We start from the raw sequence: 19,372 nt of genomic DNA, 5'->3' as shown, positions 1-19,372 counted from the left end.
TCCTTGTTTACGTATCTAGTTACAATATACTAAATTCAGGACCCTATCGTCCTATTTGTCAGACCCTGTTCCGCCCGCATTGGGATTTCCGTCCGCGGATTGCCCCGCAGCCGCTGCCTGTCCGTCAGGCCCAGATTGCCCCGCAGATGAGGATTGTTCGGCGGGCATTAACACTTTTACTTTCGCAGTCCGTATGATCCGTTCTTTAAGCTTGTACCCCTTGATAAAATCCTCGCCGACCGTCGGCTCCTGCACCGAGTCAGACTGCTCCATCATGATAGCCTCATGTTTATTAGGATCAAAGGGTTCACCTGCCGATTCGAGACGCACAAGCCCCCATTTTGTTTCCAGCTGGGACACAAGCCGCTTTTCGATCATGCTAATACCCTCGTGAAGGGCATCATAGTCTCGGGCTGCCTCAGAAGATTTAATAGCCCGTTCAAAATCGTCGATGACGGGAATTAAATCCAGCAGCAGCGACTGGTTTGCAAAATCGATGGCATCCTGTTTTTCCCGCTGAAGCCGTTTCCGGAAATTTTCAAATTCCGCGGCCTTGCGCAAATATTGATCCTTTAATTCGGACAATTCGGCTTCCAATGCAGTAATTTTTGCCTCCAGTTCTGCTTTTATTACGTCCGCATTATTTTGTTCCGCCCCTTTTTGTTGGGAGGCGTTTCCAGTATCAGAGGCCTCGTGAACCGCGGCCTGTGCCGCACCGCTTTCTACCGAATTCTCCGGTGAAACACCACTCTCTGTCTGGTTTTCCGCCCTAGAATTCTGGGTCTGGGCATGTTTTTTCCCATCATGATTATTATGTTCGGTGCTATGCTTTGACATTATTCTTTCCTGTTACGTGGGTTTTGCCTTTAAAATACTCATTTAAATACTCAAGGGTCAAGAAAATTCGGTTATTAGTCTCCTATCAGCATTGAAGGAACAGTCAGGGCGGTGTACAGTATGGGTATGAAAAACGCCATTAAATACGCTCTTTTGCTGTCAGCCCTCATTGGGGTTGGGGTCGTTTTTACCAATACCTTGCAGCGGCACAGTGGGTCAACATTGAGTCTTCCCGGACTGCATCTGCCTTCTATACCGTTGCCATTCGGCAAACAGATCAGCCTCAGCGGACAAATAGCAGAACAAACAAGGCAAATCAGCGATTTTGACACCCTTAAAATACCCGGAACCGGCAAGGTAACAATCCATATTGGAAACACGCCTTCATTAAAGATCCGGGCCGACCAGGCTCTTCTGGAAAACATAACCACAGAACAGGAGGGCAAAACCCTCATTCTTTCACAAAAAAATGCCATCGGTTTTACCTTCAATACTCCTATTGAATTTGAAATAACAACCCCATCACTGCGCTCAATTTCTATTGCTGGTTCAGCAGCGGTAACCATTACGGATACCCTAAAAGGCAAAGATTTTTCTATAGAAATTGCCGGTTCTGGAGATATCCTCGCTCCGGTAGAGGTGGATAACCTGCATATTACGGTATTGGGGGCAGGAAATCTGAATATTTCAGGCCGAGCAGAAAAACTATCTCATAAAATTCTTGGTTCGGGGGACCTCAGGGGTGAAAATCTCAACGGTACCGAGGCATCCATTACCATTTTAGGTTCAGGAAACAGCGAGATAGGAGTTTATAAGAATCTTGATGTTACCATTGCAGGCTCAGGGGATGTGATATATTCGGGAACCCCCAGCATTCAAAGCAAAACGCCGGGATCAGGAAAACTCAGGTCCCGCTAGAAAAGCGGGACAAAAGCGAGACCAGTTCATCAAACCCTATTTAAAAAAGAGGTGAAACAAGGCCTGATCGGCAAGAACCAAAACCCCGAGTACAGCAGTATAAAGGGCAAACCCTTTGAGATTTTTGTTCTTTATGAGGTTGAGCATAAAGCGGACTGCGAAAATGCCAACCACCGTGGCGGTTACCGTACCAGCGATTATCGCAGGCAGCCCAATGCCGCCAAAGATGGTTTCCGTATCATGGGCTTTAAGCGCGGGGAGCAGATCCTTGAGCTGCAGTACAAAGGCACCAAGAATGGCGGGGATCGCCATAAGGAAGCTGAACCGGGCGGCAAATTCCCTGTTTAGACCAACGCCCAGGGCACCCGCAATGGTAGAACCGGAACGGGACACGGCGGGGAAAATAGCCACACCCTGTAAAGTGCCAATAAGCAGCGCATCGGTATACTTCATTTCCGTCTCGCCGCGGCCAGCGGTTTTGCGGGATGAAAGGTATTCTGCTCCAAGTAAAAGCCCGGTAGTTAAAAGGAAACCGATACCAAGAAAGGCACCGCTTGTAAAGGCATGTTCTATTGCATCTTTAAAGACAAGGGCAATTACAATGGTCGGCAGGGTACCCAGGATAATAAGCCCTGTAAGCCGCTGAAAGGGCCGCCTCATCAACGCCCACACATCTTTCCATAAAACAATAAGAACTGCCACCAGAGTCCCCACATGGAGCAGGGTATCAAAAAACAGCGCCGGTTCTGAAATCCCCATAATCTTTTGCGCTAGCACCAGATGACCTGAACTGCTCACGGGAAGAAATTCGGTAAGGCCCTGCAAAAAACCCAAAAAAATTGCCTGTAAAATGCTCATGAAAAGGTTCTCCTTGTGTTATTCTCAGACTACTGTAGCGAATAATACCAAAAGATTAAAGACAACTGGATCAGGTAATGGGTTTCGCATTGACCGCCATCAAGGCAGCCAGTAGAATACAGCCATGGCAATACTCACCGCCGTAAAACTCCTCCAGAGCCAAGGCTTTGGCAGCCGCGCAGAATGCACCGTCATCATAAAAGAAAAGAGGCTACAGATTGATGAACGGCCGGTGACAAATCCTGATGAACTTTTAAATTGCGAGGCTATTAAGTCTATTAGAATAGATAACACAGACTGGCCCTATTACGAAAAACTGTACCTTGCGCTGAATAAGCCAGCGGGCTGGGAATGTTCCCAAAAGCCAAGCCACCATCCTTCGGTTTTTGAACTTTTTCCACCCCAGTTTGTTCGCCGGGGTATACAAAGCGCAGGCCGCCTCGACTGGGATACCGAGGGACTTCTTATTTTTACCGACGACGGACAGTGCATCCACGGACTCACCAGTCCCAAAAAACTAGTATCCAAAACCTATAGGGCGGGTACGGCTCGGCCAGTCACCGATTCTTTTCTCGCAGCCCTTCGAGAGGGAGTCCTCCTGAGAGACGAAGTGAACGCGACAGCAGCGATAGAATGCAGAAAAATCTCAGATTACGATATTGAACTTGTTATTGATGAAGGGAAATACCACCAGGTGCGCCGCATGATTGCGGCTGCGGGAAACCACTGTGCTCGCTTAGAACGAACCGCCGTCGGCGGCCTGCGGCTCGAGGATTTGCACATAGAGCGGGGCCAATGGTGCTACCTCTCCGTCGAACTCCTGGCTGCCGCTGGATACCGGCCCGGCTGACATCGCCGCCGGCTGCTAGCCTGCATGTGTCCGACATAAAGGGGAACCGAAATCCGGCTCCCCTTTTGTTAAAATTTTACAGCCCCAGGAGGTACTGGTTCAGCAGATTTTCCAGCCGTTCCTGTTTGCCGCTGGTAAAGCCCGCATTGCCGTATTCCTTTGCAATAGCTGCCAGTTCTTCGAACTTCATCTGGCCCTTTTCGAACCGGGCACCATCACCGGAATCAAAGGATGCATAGCGCTGCTTTACAAAGGCCGCATATTTACCGTCCTGAATAATCCGATGGGCTACTTCAAGGCCGACCGCAAAGGCATCCATACCGCCGATGTGGGCTTCGAACAGATCCGTTGGATCTACCGAGTTGCGGCGGATGTGGGCATCAAAATTGAGTCCTCCGGTGGTAAAGCCGCCAACCTTAAGGATGGTAAGCATGGCAAGACTTGTTTCATAATAGCTCATGGGGAACTGGTCCGTATCCCAGCCGTTCCGCGGATCTCCCCGGTTTGCGTCGACTGAGCCGAAGAGGCCCAAAGCAGCTGCGGTTTCCAGTTCATGGTGGAAATCGTGACCCGCCAGTTCCGCATGGTTAGCTTCGATATTCATGCGGAAGTCCTTTTCCAGGCCATATTGTTTCAGGAAGCCCGCCACGGTCTCTACATCAAAATCATACTGATGCTTGGAGGGCTCCATCGGCTTGGGCTCAATGTAGAAGACACCCTTAAAGCCGCAGCTGCGGGCATAGTCCCGGGCCATAACAAGGAAGCGCCCCATATGTTCCTTTTCCCGTTTCAGGTCAGTGTTTAGAAGAGACATGTAACCTTCGCGGCCGCCCCAGAAGGTATAACCCTGACCGTCTAGCTCAATGGTTGCATCAATGGCAGCCTTTACTTGGGCGGCCGCATGGCTCACCACCGCAAAGTCCGGATTGGTAGCCGCACCGTTCATAAAACGGGGATTGGAAAAGAGGTTTGCAGTTCCCCAGAGGAGCTTTACACCGGTAGCCTTCTGCCGTTCCTTGGCCTTGGCCACAATGCTCATCAGGTTTTTCTCGCTTTCCGCCGGCGTTGCACCTTCCGGAGCAATATCCCGGTCGTGGAATGCATAGAACTCAGCCCCGAGCTTGGTAATAAACTCAAAAGCCGCATCCAGCTTGTGTTCTGCCAACTGCATGGGGTCCTTGGCATCCTGTTTCCAGGGCTGCTTTTGGGTGCCTGCGCCGAACATATCAGTTCCGTCGCCGCAGAAGCTGTGCCAGTAAGCTACGGCAAAACGGAGGTGCTCCTTCATTGTCTTGCCGCCAATCTTCTTGTCCGGATCATAATACTTGAAGGCCAAGGGATTATCACTTTTTGGTCCTTCATACTTGATCTTACCGATACCGGGAAAATATTCCTTGTTCCCTACAAAATAGTCCGCCATCTTTGGCCTCCTCTTATCGATATAAGGGGCTCAGAGCCCCCAAATAGGTTGAATAGGTCGCATACGCCTGGTCATAAACCTTAACGCTCAATGGATCCGGTTCTATAACCTGACCGCCTTCCAGCTGTACATGGGCATTACAAAGATCCTTTATGGTTGATGAAAGTCCGGCGGCGGTTTCGAGGCACCACAGGGCCTGTATTGCAGCTCCCATGGCAGCCGCTTCATCCCCCACAGGGATACGGACCGGCAGGTTCATAATGTTTGCCACCATGGTCCGCCAGAGCGGACTCTTGGCACCGCCGCCGATAAGCCTGATCTCCTGGGCTTTGAAATTGAGGGCTTTAAAAGACTCCAGCCCTATCCGCATACCGAAAATAGCGGACTCCATAGCCGCCCGGGCTAGGTTTTCCCTGCTGAAGTTGGCAGCGGTAATACCGTTCACACTGGCCCTACCGTTGGGGAGGTTCGGGGTGCGCTCACCGTTAAAGAAGGGTAGAATTACTATCCCATCTGCACCAATCGGTGCAGTCGCGGCAGCGCTGTCAAAGGAACGAACATCCATGCCAAAGAGGCCTCTCCATTCCTCAGTCGCCACAGTACAGTTCATGGTACAAAGCAAGGGCAGCCAGCCCCCTGTGGAAGAACAAAAGGCAGCCAAATTACCCTGAGGATCTACCACGGGTGTATCCGAATATCCATAGAGGGTGCCCGACGTACCAAGACTCATGGTGAGGAACCCATCTTGCACCGTTCCAGTCCCAATAGCACCCATCATGTTGTCCCCGCCGCCAGAAGCAACAAGGGCTCCCTGGGGAATACCGAACTCGTCAGATGCCTTTTTGCTGACCAAGCCTGCACTCTGGTTGCTTTCTATCAATCTGGGTAAATAGTGGATAAGATTCGGATCGATAAGATCACATATTTTTTTGGACCAGCGCCGTTTGCGGATATCAAAAAGGGCCGTTCCGGAAGCATCGCCGTACTCAGCCACATATTCACCGGTCAGCAAATAATTAATATAATCATGGGGTAGCAGTACATGACGAAGCCGAGCAAACTGTTCAGGCCGGTGTTTTTTAAGCCATAAGATTTTGGGAGCCGTATAACCGGGCAGCATTAAAAGGCCCGTCTCTGCCAGCAGGGCCGCTTCGCCTCCTGCCGCAGCGGTAAGCTCGGCACATTCTGCGGCAGTAGCCGTATCACACCATAGTTTAACCGAATAAAGAGGCTTACCTTCTTCATCAAGGGGAACAAATCCATGTTGCTGGCCCGAAACACCAAGAGCAACGATGGTGGCACGAAGGTCCCGATCTATAGCGGTGAAACAGGCTTTTAAAGCGCTTTCATACCAGTCCGCTTCCTGTTCCCTGCTTCCATCATTTCGAGCGGTCATCTGCAGCGGTGCCTGGGATCGGGCTACCACTGTTTTTTTCTCATATTCATATAATATAACCTTGCAGCTCTGGGTTCCCAGATCAATCCCGCATACTGTTTTCATCCTATTTCCCTCCGCACTATCGTCTTGCTATAGACAACATAGGTTATTACAGGTCAAAGCTCCATATACGCTATTGATAAAAGATATCTATTATTGATATTTTATTAGTATGACCATTAAAGATGCGGTCTATGTATATCGGCTTGTCGGCGGAGACAGGCTATCCTGGCATGGCCGCTACCATACCCATGGACCAAACGACTATGAATTTCACATTTTTCTCGAAGGCCAGGGGGCCTTTCTCCTTAACAGAACCCGTTACCGGATAGAAGGGAACCGTCTTTTTTTAACCCGCCCCCGGGAATTCCATTCCATACTGTCCGAAGCTCTGGAAAAACCTATCAGTTACTATGCCTTTTTATTCGAAGTCGATCCTCTACTTGCGGAGGATCAAAAAGCATTAGAACTCATCAGGAGATCAGAACAAACTCAGCAAAAAGGTGTAGTAATTGAAGGAAGAACAAGATTTCTTTTAGAAGAACTTTATTTTCTCTCCCGTGCAAAGGAAGCGGCAAACAATAGAGCCGCTGAATATCTATTATTGAGCCTTATTTATCAGTGGTACAATAATGGGAACGAGCCAATGGATGAAGCTTCAGGTTCTGACATCAACCTGGAGACATCAGGACATTCGCATAAAAAGAATGACCATATAGAACGGGCCCTGCAGCGCATGGAAAAATCTATTCAGGAAAAAATGAACACCAAGGACCTCGCAGAAGAAATCGGCCTTTCAGAAGAACACTTCATTCGGCTGTTTCGGAAGCATCTTGGAATGTCTCCTTTTCAGTATTTTACCCGCCTTAAGGTAGAAGCGGCTAGCGCCTACCTGGTAGAATCTTTTATGCCGATTAAAACTATTTCCGACTACTTTGGTTTTGAAAATCCCTTCCATTTTTCCCGGGTGTTCAAAAAGTGTACCGGCCTGTCCCCGCACCAATACCGCAGGACTTATTCACAACGCGTATAGCTTTCTAGCAAATTTTGCTATCTTTGCTGTTGTGCTGCGGTACGCAGGACTTATTCACAACGCGTATAGCTTTCTAGCAAATTTTGCTATCTTTGCTGTTGTGCTGCGGTACGCAGGACTTATTCACAGCGCGTATAGCTTGCTCGCAAGTTTTACGGCCTCTACTATCGCGTTGGGGTACGCAAATCTTTTGTATTTTCCCCTATCTGCCGATATACTTAAAATCACTATGGAAACGATTCTCCTTATCGAAGATGATCGTATTCTCGCCTCCGCAGAGAAAAAGCTCCTGGAACGCAAGGGCTTCAGCGTGACCGTTGCAGAAACAGGAGAACAGGGCATAGAACTTCTGGAAGAAGGCTTTTCACCGGACATCATATTGATGGACTACAATCTGGGCGAAGGACTGGATGGGGTTAAAACCGCCGAATTTATTCAGATGCGTTGGGATATTCCCATAGTCTACCTTTCTTCGAGTACCGACCCGGAATACCTTAAAAAGATGGAACAGTCGGCCAGCTATGGCTTTGTCCTCAAAAGTTCCAGCGTAGAGGTGCTCAGCCTTTCCATACGCATGGCCTTGCGGTTGCATGAGTCTCAAAAAAAGGCGGCTGAAAAAGACAGGCTCTATCATCAATTATATTCGACCATGCATCAGGGGGTTCTCTATTACGACGAGAGCGGAAAAATAATCGATGCCAATCCTGCAGCGGTCTCAATCTTGGGTCTATCCAGAGACCAAATGAATAACCTTATCGAATTGGCCCCATCGTGGAAAGCTATCAAACTCGATGGAAGCCCACTCTCGGAACAGGACCGGCCTATACAGGTTACCTTAAGTACAGGAAAGGCGGTTACCAATTTTATTATGGGGATTTTCCGCGAAGACTTAAATCAATATCGCTGGATTTCTGTAGACACGATACCGCTCCAAGAAAGTTTTGCTCCTTACAAAGTTTATTCTACTCTGGACGACATTACAGACCGTATTGTAATGGAAAAAGAAATGGACAACCTCTTTGTCCAAATGCACAATGGATTTGCCCTCCATGAAATCATCGTAAATGACCAGGGCAACCCAATAGACTACCGCTTTCTTAAAGTAAATCCCGCATTTGAAAAACTTACCGGGCTTTCCGCACAGGATATCATTGGGAAGCGGGTACTCGAAGTTCTCCCTAACACTGAATCCTACTGGATAGAAACCTACGGCAAGGTAGCTCTTACCGGAGAAACCATCACTTTCCAAAACTATTCGGCAGAACTAAAGCGTTATTATGAAGTAAGCGCTTACCGTCCTGCGCCAGGCCAGTTTGCAGTTATCGTTTCTGATGTTACGGACAGGAAACTTGCAGAGGTCGCATTGCAGGGTGCCTATGAGGAAAAAACAACTTTGCTCAAAGAACTGCAGCACCGGGTAAAAAATAGTTTTGCCATGATTGAATCGATGGTACAGCTCGCAGCTGACGCTTATGTTTCAGAGGATGCTGCCCAGGCCCTAAAGGAAATTCAATTCCGTATCAGCGCAGTCTCTCAGCTCTACAGCCAGCTCCATCAAAGCAGTTCCTTCAATGTTGTAGATAGTTACGAATATTTTAACCAACTGCTGGAGTCCATGACTGAGTTTTCACCCCTGATACTGACTACACATATTGATGCTCTCAAAATACCGGTTAAAATAGCAACTTCTCTTGGAATTATGCTCACCGAACTGGTTACAAACTCACTTAAATATGCTTATCCTAAAGACAGCCCTGGTGAATTGATCGTTACACTCACCCAAAATGACACAGATTTAGTATTGCACGTCCAAGACAAAGGTAAAGGCTTACCTGAGAACTTTGTTATAAAAAACTCAAGTGGCCTTGGCCTTAATCTGGTAAATGCCCTCGCCCAGCAGATGAAGGGTTCTTTTTCTATCAATGGCAGCAACGGGACAACAAGCATTATTAGGATACCTAAAGAGGTGATTGAGAGCCTCTAACAATTGTTCTCGCTACTTTCCTGCGCCCAGCGGGATGAGGCCCACGAGGCCGCGTACTTCTTCGTCGGCGAAACGGAGCCCTAGGCCTACAAAGAAGTCCCGGCGCGCATCGAGAGCAGCATTTATTCCGCCGTACACATAGAGCCAGTTCCAAGGCAGATTGGAATAGGGGTTAAAGACAGGGAACCAATAAACCGTGCCCCGTACATTCGGCAGCATACCTTTTTTGAAATCAAAGGCTTCTGCAGATAGCTGGACCATCGGCACGGGGTTTATATCTAAACCGAAACCGGCGCTTCCTTCTAAAAGACCGCCTCGTAGGGTAAACCAGCCAATACGGCGGGCAATTTCCGCATCGAGTACATAGGAAGACGGACTTCCAGCCGGTGCAGAACTTACCCCGATCCGGTAAAACCGATCCCGGGAAAAGGGCTCTAAGCGCAGGGACGCTCCAGCCTTAAAGGCAGAGGCAACTATATCATACCGCCCGAGCGAATCAACCTGTACCCCAAGCCCGGAGGCTTTTGTTACAATGGACCCCGCTTCGGTTACAACCTTATTAGAATTGACAGCCAGAGCATTAAAGGAATCCAGGGTTTCCTGAAGTTTGGCTGCCGCAGCTTCAGTACGCTGGGCTGTCGTTAAAAGGCTCTCATATAATTGGTCGTCATAGATAGCCTTGCCGATGTTCCCATTGCCCGAACGGATGCTTTCGGTGGCCTGCCGAATGTTTTCCAAGGCCTGTTTTACTTCCGTGGCTGATGCGGCTATATCCCCCTCTCGTTCACGAAGCAGTCGCTCAAAACGTTCAGTAATAAGAGCGCTTGATTCAAGAATACGGGAGATACGTTCCAGTTCAGCATCGCTGCGGTCATTGAGTTTTTTAGCCATTGCATTAAAGGTTTCGAGAGATACCGCGAGTAATTCCATTTGGCGGCTCTGAAATTCACGCAGCAGTTCAGATATTTGTTTCGTTAAATCCTGGGCGGAACCAAGAATTGCGCTCGTATCCCCGGAACCCCGGACAGCTTCCAGTCTGCTTCCCGGCCGGAGAACCGGACTGTATTCAGTACCAGGACTGAGGGCTAAAATTGAGGTGCCGAGAATTGAAGATGGCTTTCTCTGAATAGTTGCATCCTGCCGTATTTCTACGGATTTCAAGAAAGCTACACGTAAAACAGCGTTATTCCCAGAAAGATCTATCGTTTTAATCTTACCAACAGGAACACCGGCAAGATACACCTTAGAGTTAGTACTAAGACCGGTTGCATCATCGATAGCTACTTCATAGACCTTGGTGTTTAGATCGTTAAAACCATCAGTAGACCGAACAACATAAACGGTTCCTGCTGTGCCGATAGTGAGGAAAAAAAGACCTATTTTCACATAACGGGATATATTCATGATGTAAGCTCGTTAAATGAAATTCGCAAGAAATCCCTTACTATTTCTTGGTTTGATGCAGCCACTTCCTTTGGGCTCCCTTCTGCAACAATCCTCCCCTGATGGAGAAAAGCTATTTTATCCGATATACGGAACGCCGCTGGAATATCATGGGTAATGACAATACAAGTCACCCCCAGCTCCTTATTGACCCTGAGAACCAAGTTCATGATGGTCTCAGACAGTACCGGATCAAGCCCTGTTGTGGGTTCATCAAAAAACAGCACCTCTGGCTGCAGCATAAGAGCCCGGGCAACCCCTACCCGTTTACGCATACCACCCGAGAGATCACCCGGACTCATTTTCTCGATACCCGGAAGCTCAATCCAGTCCAGAATCTGGCTCACCTTTTTTTTAATTATATCCCTATTTTTTATTTGTAAAACTTCCCTTAAAGGAAATTCCAAATTTTCCCCCACGGTCATAGAATCAAAGAGAGCTGCATTCTGGAAAGCATAGCCAAAATGCTTTCTCACCTCTCTTAAAGCCTCGCGTTCCATAGCCGTTAGTAAAGTATCTTTAAACCAGACAGAACCAGCATCAGGACGAATCATGCCCATGATACATTTAAGCAGCACACTTTTACCAGTACCGCTTTGACCGACCACAGAACAAATGCTTTTCTCAGGTATTTCAAGGGATACTCCAGTAAGTACCTTATTGGAACCAAAGGCTTTATACAGATTCTCTACCCTCAGGATCATAGACTACCTGCCGAAAAAGATGGGCCGCATAATGGTAGTCAGTATATAATCTGCTACCAATATGGCCACCGAAGACATCACCACCGCTCGAGTCGTCCCCTCCCCAACACCTTTAGCACCTTGAGAAACATGGAGTCCATGGTAACAACTTATGGCTGCCACCATAAAGCCCATTACAACCGATTTAATTAAACCGATGGCTATATCCTTTGTTTTTAATACATTAAACATATAGTCAACATAACTGGCCGCGTCGATACCATATAATGTGGTTGAAATAAAATAGGATCCAAGAGAACCCACCAGGTTAGCGAGCATAGTGAGTACAGGAAAAACCCAAATTGAAGCTACAATCCGCGGCACCACAAGATAATGAACCGGATCAACCGACATAGATTCGAGTGCATCAATCTGCTCGGTTACCCGCATAGTTCCCAGTTCCGCTGCCATAGCGGACCCATTTTTTGCAATAAGCATGAGAGTAGTGATAATGGGAGACAATTCTTGAGCCAAAGCTACCGCTACAGCAGCTCCTGTTCCAATTTCTGCCTGAAAGGGCTGGAGCAGCACCACACTCTGCAAAGCGAATATCATTCCGATGGCAAGCCCTGCCAGTAATATAACCGGAACAGAATTGACACCTAAATGTTCTATTTCATAAAGGTACAGGTTCCAACGAAAAGGTTTGCTGAAGGATTTTTTGAGGACCTTTCCTAAAAAAACAAAAAAAAGCCCAACATCCTCTAAGAGTTGCATCAGCTTTTCTAAAAGTGTGGCCCACATTAAATCAACCTGCCGCCTTCATTCTATCTGAGTGCCTGCATTTTGGCTCGAACCGATTCTATCTTGTCAGCAAAACGTCCTGCTGTATAGATATCAAGGGCTTTTTCGTAGTTCTGTTGCGCCCTTACTAAATCTCCAGATTTTTCATACACCGTACCCAAGGCAAGGTAATCGCTCCCGAGTCCGCTGCCATTTTCAGCCCGCTGGTCATATTCTATTGCGCTCTTTAAATAGTTTACCGCCGCTTTATAATCGCCCTGTTTTGAATAAACCGAAGCGGTTATATAATAATCCGAAGCAAGTTCGATAAATGACTTGTTTTTTTTATCAATTTCTATCGCTTGTTTAAGTACGGCAATGGCATCGTCATACCGTTCAAGTTGTTTGAGTACAGATCCATACAAACGAAGCCCCCGCGCTTTGTCAGAAGGCCTGTTGCCTAATGATGTAATAGCTTGTGCAAGGATGTTTTTTGCCTGGTCCAGAGAACCAGCTTCTCCCGAGAATAATAGCTCCTCGGCCTTCAGCAGGGCAGCAAGGGCAACAAGTCCTTGATCTTCCACAAAGTTCGCTATTTCCTGAGCTTTTTGCCAGGCATTAAAATCAAGTTCCGGTACACGGCCCAGGCCATCAAGAGCCCGGATACGGCCTTCTGTGTCATCAACCAGGGTGTAAAGCCGGTATGCCTCCATATAATAATCCCGCGCCGCAGCAAGCTGACCCTCCCTCAGGGATTTAGCTCCAAGTATAACAAGACGGCCCGCTTCATTGCGGACAACCAACGATTGGGGCGGGGTCTTGGGGGCCGACGAACAGGAAGCAAATATATAAATAAAACAGACTATGATACATAAATATTTCCGGTTCATGGTAAACCCCTTAAAAGTCATTGTTCCTTAGCCCTGTGGGAGCCGATTTTGGGTCGATTCGTTCGGGAATTCCCCCTTTAAGGAGCGGATTGTTTTTAACCCCCTCCAAGACATCCTGGGCAGTCACAATGGCACTGCGGGCATCGTCAATAGTTGCAGCGATTCTCGGTATTTGAGCCGACAATGTGGCTGTTGCCCCTTCCAAATTTTTCATAGATTTTTCTACCTGGGCAAGGGATGCATCGATATGGTTAAAGAGGGCATTTCCATCGTCTAATAGAGTCTTCAGCGAACCCTTGGGATCTAAAAGCCGAGGCACCAGTCCAGTGGGGTCTTTAAGGGCTTCGCTGGTTTGAGCTAAATTGGCGGTTATTGTAGAAACTGAACTGAGCATCGGCGGCAGGCTTGTTTCTACTTGAGACATGACACCCGATATTCGGGGCACCAATTCCGTTACTGCCTGATTAGCTTGACCAAGAATCTGTTCAAGCTGCTTCACCGAATCAGCCGCATCTGTCAGCGCATTTGCAATAGGACCAGTACCGGTACCGGCAAGGGCAGAGTTGAGCAAAGTCATGGTCTTTTTAAGCTGCACCACCGTATCGTTCACGTTTTCAAGCAAGGGGTTAACATTTGAAATAAGTCGGCTAATCGTATCATCCTTTGGGGGCCGATCAACCATGTCATTTTCTACCAGAAATTTTCCTTCCGGCAAATCATAGGAAGGTATAAAGGCATATTCAGGAAGCCGTACTGTAGATTTGCCCGGATAAAACAGCAGTTGATTTCCCAATCCTATAGGACTGACCACAAGCTCAAGCATTGAATGCTCTGTTACCTTATCGCGGTAGGTATCATAAATAATAAAAGTCACATCTACCATATTGTCAGAATTCAATGACACCTTATGAATGCGCCCAATTGGGAATCCCTTGTAGATTATCGATGTACCAGCCGACACGCCTGTACTTGATATAAATCGGGATTGATACACATAGTCTTTTGCAAACCAACGCTGTTTGCCGCCCATAAGCACCAGAATTCCCGCAAGCAAAAAAAAGGCAAAGAGGACAAAGAAACCGACTATCTGATCCGCATATTTTATCCTGAATTTCATACCAACCTTCCTTTACCGTCTGGGATCATCAATTGAAATTTCCTGTATTTTATATTCCCGTATTTTTCGTATTAAATCGCCGCCTAAAAGCGGAGCAATTTTTTCTGCCGGACCCTGGGTTGCAACCGAACCATTTGCAATCACACATATCTGGTCTGCTAAACGGGCAATAAGATTCGCATCATGGGTCACCATGATCAGGGTTTTACCTGTTTTCTTTTCTTCAAGCAAAATCTCTATTAATCGATCTACCGCTTCATGATCCAAAGATGCGGTAGGTTCATCGAGCAGCATAATCTTTGGATCGCACATAAGACAGCGGGCTATAGATACCAGTTTTTGCTCTCCCATAGATAGATCAGCAGGCCTGAATCCTAATCCTTCCAAGTATCCGACACGCTGAATGACCCTTTTTATAATGCTATCTGTTTCTGCCTTATCAAGATGATGCCTGTGTATCGCCAGAGGAAGCGCTAGGTTATTGTAAATACTTTGATTTGCCCACAAAGCACCATCCTGAAACGCAAACGAACAGACCGCTCGGAACTCGAGTTCTTCTTTCCGGTTAAGTTTAAAAAGATCTTTTCCCCGGTACAAAATAGACCCATCTTCAGGTATTACCAGGCCGGCGAGCGTTTTAAGAAAGGTACTCTTACCCGAACCGGCTTTGCCAACAATACAGGTAACCAGGCCTTCATAAAAATCCATAGAGACATCATGGAGGATTTCTGTTTCTGCAATCCGGACCCGTACATGATCCGCTTTAAATAGTACATTCATATCAGGTATGACAAAATAGTTATAATCGCATCAGAAACAACCAGAAGAACCAGCGCCTGGCCTACCGCCCGAATGCCTGCCTGGGGAATTTCAGTGGATGCCCGTAATACCGAAAAACCCTGGTATATCGATACTGTTGAAATGACTGCCCCAAAAACAATACTTTTAAACAAACCTGTACCAATATCTACAAGACGAAGGGCATTCATCAACCCATTAAAATATTCCGAAAACGGCAGCGGGGACACAAGACTCAGAACAAGAAAAGAACCGAGCAAGCCAAAAATATTAAAATAAATATTCAATAAAAAGGACGATAAGGTCACCCCTAAAAAACGAGGGACTGCCAGGTAAGAAATAGGATCAACACCAACAGAAATATAGGCTTCTATCTCGTGAGAAACAACCATACCGCCCAATTCGGTTGCAATTGCCGTTCCCGATCGGGCGGTAATGATGAATGCCGTTAATAAAGGCCCCAGTTCGCGGGTAATAATAGCAATAAGTAGTGTATACATGAGCTTGCCCTGACCAAACTGCGGCAAGATGGATACACCGATTATATTGATGATTGCGCCGATAGCTACGGCAAGTATAGCCGAAATACTGAGGGCTTCTACTCCGGTAAATAAAATTTGCATTATTAAGACCTTGAGCGCTACCTGTCGCCGCCTGAAAAACATTACTGTTTCTTTAAGAAGGCGCCCTAAAAACCCCAAGGCATACATCATATTTTGAAAGCGAACAATTACTAAATGACCAAGCGAACCTAATAGTCTCACAAGCTAAGTATAAGAGACCGGTCATGTTCAGTCCAGACTTTATAACATCAGACTGGTTGACCCTTCAATTCTTTCACCGTATCATACCTATGTGGCAACAAAACGGACAACAAAAAAGACGAACGACGCACCGATTGGCTGCTTGCTAGGTTTATTTATAATTATTTTGCTCAGCGGTCTTATTCTGTTCAATAAGGATAGAATAGAACAGACACTTAAAAATACCCGTGTACGCGATCTATTTAATCCGAAACCGCCAGTGCAGGACATAAAAACCGAACCTGTTCAGCCACCGGCTCAGATTAAAGAACCCTCTCCAGAGAATCAAAAACCTCAGAGTGAAATCGAAAATAATTCGACACCTACAAAAATCACCCAGGATACACAGAAAACGCAGGATACGCAGCCTGTTCAAAAACCATCTACCCCGTCGTCATCCCAACCTCAGAGCACTTCACAGAATGGGCCAAAAACTATAGTCCCGACCGCAACCAAACCAGAAAAGGTTCCTCAACAGCCTCAAACGGTAGAACGATCCCTCTATTTTATGAAGCTTGCCGAAGACGGTTCGCTGGTACGTACCAAAGTGACAAGAACCATTAAAGTAAGCGAAAGTCCTCTGCTCGATGTTATTCAGAACCTGCTATCTGGCCCAACTGACTTGGAGAAAAAACGAGGGCTTATCAGCGTAATTCCGCCGGGGAGTAAAATTCTTTCTGCCACCGTAAAAGATGGCGTTGCCTATCTTAATTTTAACGATGCATTCCAGTTCAATTCCTATGGAATGGAAGGTTATACTGCCCAGCTTAAACAGCTTGTCTGGACTGCTACCGAATTCTCAACAGTACAGGCCGTACAGATTCTGATAGAAAATAAAAATTCTGTCTATCTAGGCGGTGAAGGTGTCCGAATCGACAAACCTCTTACAAGGGAATCTTTTTAGTAAGATTGATTGATTCGCTCAATTGACCTGGCTAAGCCTGTATGCGTATCAATTTCCACACAGATCCCATGAATAGTGGCTTTGCCCACGGCAAGTTCCATCTTGATAGGAACCTGTGTCTTGTTGCGGTTTAGGCAAATTGCAGTATCCATGCCGATAACGCTTTCATCCACACCGGTCATTCCAAGATCGGTAATATAGGCAGTCCCTTTTGGCAGTATCCGCTGGTCTGCGGTCTGTACATGGGTATGGGTACCTGCAAGAACAGCCACACGGCCATCGGCATATAGGCCTAGAGCTTCCTTTTCTTGGGGAGATTCGGCATGGAAGTCTACAATATACAAAACAGGGCCTTCACCCTTTTGGGTAGCGAGGTAAGTATCGAGGGTGCGAAAAGGACAATCGATAGGGGTCATATACTCTCTGCCCTGCAGATTAATAACAACCCAGGTAATCCCATTTTTTTCTTTTACTGCACAGCCTTTGCCGGGTAAAAGCCCCGGATAGTTGCCAGGGCGGAGCACCGATGTATTGGCGTCCAGAATTGGCCAGAAATCCCGTTTTTCCCACACATGATTACCGGTGGTCACCATATCGGTCTTCGCATCAAGCAGGGACTTTAAAGCGGTTTCGGTCAAGCCAAAACCGCCTGCAGCATTTTCCCCGTTTACAACCACAAAGTCAGCAGCATACAATTCAATAAGGGAAGCAAGCCCCCGGCTCACCGCCTCGACGCCTGCTTCCCCTACCACGTCGCCTAACATAATAAGGCGAACTGAGTCTTTGTTATTATCGGGCATATTCAATGATACGGGTTTCCCGGATAATGGTTACCTTGATACGCCCCGGATACTGAAGATCTGTTTCAATTTTCTTCGCAATCTGCTTGGCGAGCTCCTTAGACTGTTCGTCGTTAACCGCTTCATGGTTTACGAGTATCCGGAGTTCCCGGCCAGCCTGTATTGCATAGGCTTTATCGACACCGGAGAAACTCTCCGCAATGTTTTCCAGGTTTTCAAGCCGTTTAATGTAGTTGTCCAGCGTTTCCCGCCGAGCACCGGGCCGTGCAGCTGAAATCGCATCTGCGATCTGAACTATCACCGATTCTATACAAGAGGGCTCCACATCGTTGTGGTGGCTTCCGATTGCATTGATTACCCGGGGATCCTCTCCCAATTTGCGGGCAATATCCATACCAATCTCAGCATGATTGAGATCCGAATCGGATTCCACACCCTTTCCGATGTCATGGAGCAGTGCTCCCCGTTTCGCTATCTCGCGGTTCGCGCCAATTTCAGCGGCCAGCATACCCGCAATAATCGCCACCTCTTTGGAGTGATACAGCACATTTTGGCCGTAGCTGGTACGGAAATAGAGCCGCCCCAGGGTTTTTATGGCCTCCTGGTTCATGTTGTGGAGACCCAAATCAAAGAGAACCTTTTCGCCCTCTTCAAATATTTTCTGCGAAATTTCCCGGGAAACCTTCTGAACCACTTCTTCAATGCGGGCAGGATGGATGCGGCCGTCGGTAATAAGCCGTTCCAGGGCAACCTTTGCGATTTCCCGCCTCACCGGATCAAAACAGGAAATAACCACCGCTTCTGGAGTATCATCAATAATGACATCCACCCCAGTCAGGGTCTCCAGGGTTCTGATGTTCCGGCCTTCCCGGCCGATAATACGGCCCTTCATTTCATCATTGGGCAGGGACACAGTGGTAACTGTTACTTCGCCCGTAACTTCCGTAGCAAGCCGCTGGATAGTAGTGATAAGAATATCCCGGGCCTTTTTCTCCGCCGCAAGATTAGCTTCCTGCTCAATCTTGTTCAGAAGAGACTGGGCATCGTGCTTCGCCTCATTTTCGAGACTCTGAATAATGATTGCCTTTGCTTCTTCTTGGGAAAGTCCGGAAATCCGTTCCAATTCAGCCCGGTACTTTTCTTCCTGGGCTTCCAAAGCCTTTTCTCTTTCCTGCAGGACCCTGTCCCGTTCCGCAAGCCCCTGTTCTAGCTTCTCAATCTGGGCAACCTTTTTATCGATTGCCTCTTCCTTCTGCATGACACGACGTTCGTATCGCTGCAGCTCTACCCTGCGTTCCCGAGTCTCCCTCTCCTGCTGGTTCCGTTCGCGAATAAGTTGTTCTTTTGCTTCAAGAAGGATCTCCTTCTTCTTTGCTTCAGCTTCTTTTATCGCATCCTGTTTAATGCGCTCGGCGCGTTGCTCCGACGCCGTAAGTTGGAATCTGGCATACAGCCATCTTATGGTCCAGCCTAAGGTTAACCCGGCAAGAGGGAGGATTATATATAATCCCATAATTTACCCCTTACCGTAAAATACACTTATTATGAAATTATAACGAAGGGCAAACAATTGTCAAGTAAATACTTATACACAAGTGGTTGTTTAACAGACATGGTACCCCCCTGGGCCTACCCCGATCCAACGGATAGGGATAGAATAGGGTAAACAAACAACTCTTAAACAGGAGGGTACCAATGTACGAGAAGAAGTATTACGAGTTTATCAAGATAAGTAAAGACCGGTATGCAGCAAGGCTTGAGCTGGTAGAAGCCGCTTTAGAGCATGGTATCAAGCCTACCGCTCGGCAGTATG

Annotated in this window: 18 protein-coding genes; 5 read left to right on the top strand and 13 right to left on the bottom strand. The window is 47.3% G+C overall.

The window, feature by feature from the left end; all coding sequences use genetic code 11:
• Window positions 1–51 precede the first annotated feature (51 nt).
• Entirely contained in the window at window positions 52–837 is a 786-nt protein-coding gene (gene grpE / locus Q7P68_RS11125; RefSeq protein ID WP_304225659.1) for a nucleotide exchange factor GrpE, read from the bottom strand.
• Window positions 838–963: 126 nt separating this feature from the next.
• Between grpE and Q7P68_RS11120 the strand changes: the two genes are divergently transcribed.
• Complete coding sequence (locus Q7P68_RS11120) at window positions 964–1,755, top strand: head GIN domain-containing protein (protein ID WP_304225657.1); 792 nt, start codon at window positions 964–966, stop codon at window positions 1,753–1,755.
• Between the two features lie 36 nt (window positions 1,756–1,791).
• On the opposite strand, the gene Q7P68_RS11115 is transcribed toward Q7P68_RS11120, so the two are convergent.
• Entirely contained in the window at window positions 1,792–2,613 is an 822-nt protein-coding gene (locus Q7P68_RS11115; protein ID WP_304225656.1) for an undecaprenyl-diphosphate phosphatase, read from the bottom strand.
• A gap of 124 nt (window positions 2,614–2,737) precedes the next feature.
• On the opposite strand from Q7P68_RS11115, the gene Q7P68_RS11110 reads away from it, so the two are divergent.
• A complete protein-coding gene (locus Q7P68_RS11110) occupies window positions 2,738–3,463 on the top strand; it encodes a pseudouridine synthase (protein WP_304225654.1) in 726 nt (241 codons plus the stop codon).
• A gap of 76 nt (window positions 3,464–3,539) precedes the next feature.
• On the opposite strand, the gene xylA is transcribed toward Q7P68_RS11110, so the two are convergent.
• Entirely contained in the window at window positions 3,540–4,883 is a 1,344-nt protein-coding gene (gene xylA, locus Q7P68_RS11105) for a xylose isomerase (RefSeq protein WP_304225652.1), read from the bottom strand.
• A gap of 13 nt (window positions 4,884–4,896) precedes the next feature.
• On the bottom strand, window positions 4,897–6,384 hold the full coding sequence (gene xylB / locus Q7P68_RS11100) for a xylulokinase (RefSeq protein ID WP_304225650.1): 1,488 nt from the start codon (window positions 6,382–6,384) through the stop codon (window positions 4,897–4,899).
• Between the two features lie 109 nt (window positions 6,385–6,493).
• On the opposite strand from xylB, the gene Q7P68_RS11095 reads away from it, so the two are divergent.
• The gene (locus Q7P68_RS11095; protein WP_304225648.1) at window positions 6,494–7,354 is read left to right on the top strand and encodes an AraC family transcriptional regulator; all 861 of its coding nucleotides are present in this window, start codon (window positions 6,494–6,496) and stop codon (window positions 7,352–7,354) included.
• Between the two features lie 229 nt (window positions 7,355–7,583).
• Complete coding sequence (locus tag Q7P68_RS11090; protein ID WP_304225646.1) at window positions 7,584–9,338, top strand: PAS domain S-box protein; 1,755 nt, start codon at window positions 7,584–7,586, stop codon at window positions 9,336–9,338.
• A gap of 12 nt (window positions 9,339–9,350) precedes the next feature.
• Here the strand turns inward: Q7P68_RS11090 and Q7P68_RS11085 are convergent, their stop codons facing one another.
• Genes Q7P68_RS11085 through Q7P68_RS11055 form a run of 7 tightly spaced genes read right to left on the bottom strand, consistent with a single transcriptional unit; the run spans window position 9,351 to window position 15,816 of the window.
• Complete coding sequence (locus tag Q7P68_RS11085; protein WP_304225644.1) at window positions 9,351–10,742, bottom strand: MlaD family protein; 1,392 nt, start codon at window positions 10,740–10,742, stop codon at window positions 9,351–9,353.
• Window positions 10,739–11,485 (bottom strand): ABC transporter ATP-binding protein, encoded by a 747-nt coding sequence (locus Q7P68_RS11080; protein ID WP_304225643.1) that lies wholly within the window; start codon window positions 11,483–11,485, stop codon window positions 10,739–10,741. The genes Q7P68_RS11085 and Q7P68_RS11080 overlap by 4 nt, the downstream gene beginning before the upstream one ends.
• A gap of 3 nt (window positions 11,486–11,488) precedes the next feature.
• Window positions 11,489–12,268, bottom strand: a complete 780-nt coding sequence (locus Q7P68_RS11075) for an MlaE family ABC transporter permease (RefSeq protein ID WP_304225642.1) — start codon at window positions 12,266–12,268, stop codon at window positions 11,489–11,491.
• 23 nt (window positions 12,269–12,291) lie between these two features.
• On the bottom strand, window positions 12,292–13,137 hold the full coding sequence (locus Q7P68_RS11070) for a tetratricopeptide repeat protein (protein WP_304225640.1): 846 nt from the start codon (window positions 13,135–13,137) through the stop codon (window positions 12,292–12,294).
• A 10-nt stretch (window positions 13,138–13,147) separates the two neighbouring features.
• Window positions 13,148–14,254 carry an MlaD family protein gene (locus tag Q7P68_RS11065; RefSeq protein ID WP_304225639.1) on the bottom strand — a complete coding sequence of 369 codons (1,107 nt, stop codon included), beginning with the start codon at window positions 14,252–14,254 and terminating at the stop codon, window positions 13,148–13,150.
• A gap of 12 nt (window positions 14,255–14,266) precedes the next feature.
• Window positions 14,267–15,034 carry an ABC transporter ATP-binding protein gene (locus tag Q7P68_RS11060; RefSeq protein WP_304225637.1) on the bottom strand — a complete coding sequence of 256 codons (768 nt, stop codon included), beginning with the start codon at window positions 15,032–15,034 and terminating at the stop codon, window positions 14,267–14,269.
• Complete coding sequence (locus Q7P68_RS11055; RefSeq protein ID WP_304225635.1) at window positions 15,031–15,816, bottom strand: ABC transporter permease; 786 nt, start codon at window positions 15,814–15,816, stop codon at window positions 15,031–15,033. The genes Q7P68_RS11060 and Q7P68_RS11055 overlap by 4 nt, the downstream gene beginning before the upstream one ends.
• A gap of 91 nt (window positions 15,817–15,907) precedes the next feature.
• On the opposite strand from Q7P68_RS11055, the gene Q7P68_RS11050 reads away from it, so the two are divergent.
• Entirely contained in the window at window positions 15,908–16,759 is an 852-nt protein-coding gene (locus Q7P68_RS11050) for a GerMN domain-containing protein (protein ID WP_304225633.1), read from the top strand.
• Here the strand turns inward: Q7P68_RS11050 and Q7P68_RS11045 are convergent.
• A complete protein-coding gene (locus Q7P68_RS11045) occupies window positions 16,756–17,559 on the bottom strand; it encodes a TIGR00282 family metallophosphoesterase (protein ID WP_304225631.1) in 804 nt (267 codons plus the stop codon). The two genes, Q7P68_RS11050 and Q7P68_RS11045, sit on opposite strands and share 4 nt — an antisense overlap.
• Window positions 17,549–19,072 carry a ribonuclease Y gene (gene rny / locus Q7P68_RS11040; RefSeq protein ID WP_304225629.1) on the bottom strand — a complete coding sequence of 508 codons (1,524 nt, stop codon included), beginning with the start codon at window positions 19,070–19,072 and terminating at the stop codon, window positions 17,549–17,551. Before rny ends, Q7P68_RS11045 begins: the two co-directional genes overlap by 11 nt.
• Window positions 19,073–19,372 lie beyond the last annotated feature (300 nt).

Origin of the sequence: Gracilinema caldarium (genome assembly GCF_029265695.1) — a bacterium.
GTDB classification, from domain to species: Bacteria; Spirochaetota; Spirochaetia; order Treponematales; family Breznakiellaceae; genus Gracilinema; species Gracilinema caldarium_A.
This window is presented reverse-complemented; position numbering and strand designations above follow the sequence as displayed.

Bases quoted from the DNA above. Each gene is read 5' to 3' on its own strand.
- grpE (WP_304225659.1), bottom strand. From the start codon at position 837: ATGTCAAAGCATAGCACCGAACATAATAATCATGATGGGAAAAAACAT.
- Q7P68_RS11120 (WP_304225657.1), top strand. From the start codon at position 964: ATGAAAAACGCCATTAAATACGCTCTTTTGCTGTCAGCCCTCATTGGG.
- Q7P68_RS11115 (WP_304225656.1), bottom strand. From the start codon at position 2,613: ATGAGCATTTTACAGGCAATTTTTTTGGGTTTTTTGCAGGGCCTTACC.
- Q7P68_RS11110 (WP_304225654.1), top strand. From the start codon at position 2,738: ATGGCAATACTCACCGCCGTAAAACTCCTCCAGAGCCAAGGCTTTGGC.
- xylA (WP_304225652.1), bottom strand. From the start codon at position 4,883: ATGGCGGACTATTTTGTAGGGAACAAGGAATATTTTCCCGGTATCGGT.
- xylB (WP_304225650.1), bottom strand. From the start codon at position 6,384: ATGAAAACAGTATGCGGGATTGATCTGGGAACCCAGAGCTGCAAGGTT.
- Q7P68_RS11095 (WP_304225648.1), top strand. From the start codon at position 6,494: ATGACCATTAAAGATGCGGTCTATGTATATCGGCTTGTCGGCGGAGAC.
- Q7P68_RS11090 (WP_304225646.1), top strand. From the start codon at position 7,584: ATGGAAACGATTCTCCTTATCGAAGATGATCGTATTCTCGCCTCCGCA.
- Q7P68_RS11085 (WP_304225644.1), bottom strand. From the start codon at position 10,742: ATGAATATATCCCGTTATGTGAAAATAGGTCTTTTTTTCCTCACTATC.
- Q7P68_RS11080 (WP_304225643.1), bottom strand. From the start codon at position 11,485: ATGATCCTGAGGGTAGAGAATCTGTATAAAGCCTTTGGTTCCAATAAG.
- Q7P68_RS11075 (WP_304225642.1), bottom strand. From the start codon at position 12,268: ATGTGGGCCACACTTTTAGAAAAGCTGATGCAACTCTTAGAGGATGTT.
- Q7P68_RS11070 (WP_304225640.1), bottom strand. From the start codon at position 13,137: ATGAACCGGAAATATTTATGTATCATAGTCTGTTTTATTTATATATTT.
- Q7P68_RS11065 (WP_304225639.1), bottom strand. From the start codon at position 14,254: ATGAAATTCAGGATAAAATATGCGGATCAGATAGTCGGTTTCTTTGTC.
- Q7P68_RS11060 (WP_304225637.1), bottom strand. From the start codon at position 15,034: ATGAATGTACTATTTAAAGCGGATCATGTACGGGTCCGGATTGCAGAA.
- Q7P68_RS11045 (WP_304225631.1), bottom strand. From the start codon at position 17,559: ATGCCCGATAATAACAAAGACTCAGTTCGCCTTATTATGTTAGGCGAC.
- rny (WP_304225629.1), bottom strand. From the start codon at position 19,072: ATGGGATTATATATAATCCTCCCTCTTGCCGGGTTAACCTTAGGCTGG.